The 3,646-nt window shown below is 41.5% G+C and carries 4 protein-coding genes; 3 read left to right on the forward strand and 1 reads right to left on the reverse strand.

Annotated features, from left to right (window positions below):
- Positions 1-88: 88 nt before the first annotated feature.
- A complete protein-coding gene (locus VK541_RS07165; RefSeq protein ID WP_324368364.1) occupies positions 89-685 on the reverse strand; it encodes a redoxin family protein in 597 nt (198 codons plus the stop codon).
- Between the two features lie 249 nt (positions 686-934).
- On the opposite strand from VK541_RS07165, the gene VK541_RS07170 reads away from it, so the two are divergent.
- The 3 genes from VK541_RS07170 (at position 935) to VK541_RS07180 (ending at position 3,417) form a co-directional block, all read left to right on the forward strand.
- Positions 935-1,405, forward strand: coding sequence for a rhodanese-like domain-containing protein (locus VK541_RS07170; RefSeq protein WP_324368366.1), 471 nt, complete (start codon positions 935-937; stop codon positions 1,403-1,405).
- A gap of 224 nt (positions 1,406-1,629) precedes the next feature.
- A complete protein-coding gene (locus tag VK541_RS07175; protein ID WP_324368368.1) occupies positions 1,630-1,803 on the forward strand; it encodes a hypothetical protein in 174 nt (57 codons plus the stop codon).
- A 162-nt stretch (positions 1,804-1,965) separates the two neighbouring features.
- Positions 1,966-3,417, forward strand: a complete 1,452-nt coding sequence (locus tag VK541_RS07180; RefSeq protein ID WP_324368370.1) for an IS1182 family transposase — start codon at positions 1,966-1,968, stop codon at positions 3,415-3,417.
- Positions 3,418-3,646: the final 229 nt, after the last annotated feature.

Raw genomic sequence — 3,646 nt, forward strand, 5'->3', positions numbered from 1 at the left:
CCCATCTGATCTTTCTTTTACTTCAAAAAGAAAGTCATGGACTGGGTTAGTGGCAGCCTCAAGATAATTGTTCATAATTGTGATACTATTATTTGGTACAATTTGGCAGCTTACAGCCATAGGCCCTTAACGCCAATTGGTTAAAAACCATTTGGGCATTATCATGCAGCAGGCCTTTTATTGCTATTTTGGCATAATTTGTTTTTTCGTCAATACAATACCGACTGCTGTTATAATTTCCTTTGTAATATAATTTATGCTGTGAATCTAACAGAACTGCTTGTGGCGTAGAATAAACCCCGCAGGAGGTGGCTATGGACGCGTCGAACAAAACAGGTACATTTAAATCAAATTTATCCTGTATCGCCTTAGCCGTAAAGGTTTTATTGCTCATAATAATCACCACGAAATCTATCTTGCTTCCATATTGCCTGACCAGCAATCTAAAATTCTTAATATTAAACCTTGAGCAGGGACAATCCGGATTAAAGAAATGAAGAAAAAGAGGTTTGCTATGGTAGCCTTTTAATGGCCCGCTTAATTCAATAAACCGACCCTGATTAACCGCTTTATAGTTTTTGGGAACTGGGGTAGGTAGTTGGTACACCCATTCGTTATACCAAAACAATGTACCTACCGTAGAAAGAAGGAGCATTAGCCAAATCATCACTATCCATTTCTTCATCTCGCCCTTTCCGTATTATTACGTACATTCCATAAAAAAGTTGTTGCCATTAATTCGTGTAGCAAGCAGGTTACTGGGATGGTCGTCCGTCACTGACTTTGGGCAGCGAAGGAGAGACTTGCTTGATATGTCATTAACTTAAAGATTTTCAAGGTCGATTCCAATTCCCGGTCAACCTGAAAACACCGGCCATAAGCTTAGTATTCAGCTGCTATTTATTACCTTTACTCACAAACAACCCCCTCCTTTATGTTTATCAAATTCAAAGGCCCCATTTTATCATTACTCGCAGTAATTTTGCTCATAACCGGTACTTCTCTGTCGCCTGTTAAAGTTGCAACCGACGATCCCTGGACAGCAGGTCAACTGATGTCTCCGCAGATATTGGCCACCTTAATCAGTAATTTTAAAGGAACCGATGTTCCGGTTATATTTAATATAGGATCAGTTAATACCATCAAAGGCGCAATAACCATTGGGCCTGCAGGTAAGGACGATGGCATAAGCTTATTGGCAGAAAAACTGAAGAATGTACCAAAGGATCGCTTTATAGTTATTTACTGCGGATGCTGCCCTTTATTTAAATGCCCTAACGTTCGCCCGGCGTTTAATGATTTGGTAAAGGAAGGTTATACCAATATTAAGGTGCTTAACCTGGCCACCAACCTAAAAACCGACTGGATAGATAAGGGCTACCCGGTTGAAGCTGATAATAAATAAGCCCCGCCGTCGCCCGGCTCCAGCCGAGTGACTATTATCATAACGGCGTCCTGCCGCTGTCAATAGCACTTTGTTTCGCAGGCCGGAGGCCTGGGTATAGTCGTCACTCGGCTGGAGCCGAGCGACTGCAATCTTTTATAAAATACCCCAATTAATCCTTTTCATCTTAACCCAGTCCAATCTGTGTACATCTTTTAGTTAGATGTATCATTAAAATTATCACCATGAAAAAGAGATTTCTTGCATATGCATTTTTATTAGCATCAATAGTATCAGTAACCTCAGGTTGCATGGTACGCGAAGGATACGGAAACCGCAGGTACCATCATGACAGGAACCACAACGGTTATAATGATAATAATGATCACGGTCATCATGACCATGACCGCGGTTATTAATTTTTAAATAAGTGAGTTGATTTGATAAATGATGAAAAGGGCGCTGATTTGATGAGGGCACTGAAAAAGTCCTTTAGGATTTTGGGATAAAAAAAGGAGTAGAAATCATAGCTTTTCTGCTCCTTTTTTTGTATTTTAAAGGTGTATTAGAACGCCATTTAGATGTTAGCTCAACAACACCAGATCCAGTTCAGCGCTTTTTCGGGTTTATACGACCTGATCGTTCCCCAGGATAATCTTCTTCGCAAGATCAATGAACTGATAGACTTTACTTTTATCTACGAAGAATTGGTGTGCAAGTATTGTCCGAATAACGGGCGTACGGCAGAAAGTCCTGTACGGATGTTCAAATACCTGTTACTGAAAACGATCTATACCGTTTCGGATGTTGATATCGTTGAGCGTTCCAGGTACGATATGTCCTTCAAGTATTTCCTGGAAATGTCGCCTGAGCAGGAAGTCATCGATCCCAGTTCGTTAACAAAGTTCCGGAAGCTGCGGTTGAAAGATACTGACCTGTTAAACCTGCTGATCGGTAAAACCGTCTCTATAGCTATTGAAAAGGGCATTATCCGCTCCAGGTCGATCATTGTTGATGCTACGCATTCTTTTTCGCGATCCAATCCATATTCAGCATTGGAGGTATTGAGAGAGCGTTCAAAGCTACTTCGAAAAGCGGTTTATACTATAGATGAGGATATGAAAGACCAGATGCCGAAAAAGAATGATTCGGATGACCTGGAAAAGGAACTGGCTTATTGTAAAGAACTTGAAAAGTATATCGAATCGGACCAAACGTTGAGTTTGATCCCTGCGGTCAAAGAAAAACTAAACCTGTTGAAAGAGACGGTAGAAGATACACAGGAAAACTACACGCTCTCCAAAGACAAAGATGCCAAAACCGGCCATAAATCAGCCGACAGCTCATTCTTTGGCTACAAGACCCATCTGGCCATGACAGAGGAACGCATCATTACAGCCGCAGTGGTCACATCGGGAGAAAAGGGAGACGGCCCGGAGCTTGCTAAACTTTTAGAGATCAGCCAGAATAACGGGATCGAAGTAGATACGATCATTGGCGATTCCGCTTATTCCGGGAAGGAAAATCTTGAGCTAACGGGTGAACAGGATATAAAGGTCGTGGCCAAACTGAACCCTTCAATAACCCAGGGTTTCAGAAAGGATGAAGACAGATTTGATTACAATAAAGATGCTGATATGTTCGTGTGCCCGGCAGGGCATTTGGCCATACGAAAATCAAGACAGGGGAAAAAGAACGTTGGAACAAATCAGACAGACACGTATTACTTTGATGTCGAAAAATGCAAGATCTGTCCATTGAAGGAGAACTGCTATAAACCCGGTGCAAAAACCAAGACCTATTCTGTAAGCATAAAATCAGACATGCACCGCCAGCAGATGGAGTTTCAGGAAACCGATCATTATAAGGATAAAGCAAAACACCGGTACAAGATCGAGGCAAAAAATAGTGAGTTAAAAAACGTTCATGGCTATGACCGGGCCATATCTTATGGGATTGAAAATATGCAAATGCAGGGAGCATTGGCCATTTTCACAGTTAATCTTAAGAGAATGATCAAACTAATCGCCTAACAAGGAAAACAGACTCAAATACGTCCATTCAGCCCTTTTTGAACACCTGTTGCTTCACAGCTAACCATCGCGACCTCCGAAATAATAAAAGCGATCAAGTAAAACTGTGCCTTACTTGATCGCTTTTATTTGTTGCCCTTATTAAAAAGGGACTTTTTCAGTGCCCTCGAACATGACAGGGGCGTTTTTGAATACCTGCAAGCTGTTTTTTCGCTGAACCTAACAGAAG

This window comes from Pedobacter sp. (assembly GCF_035317785.1).
Taxonomy (GTDB): domain Bacteria; phylum Bacteroidota; class Bacteroidia; order Sphingobacteriales; family Sphingobacteriaceae; genus Pedobacter.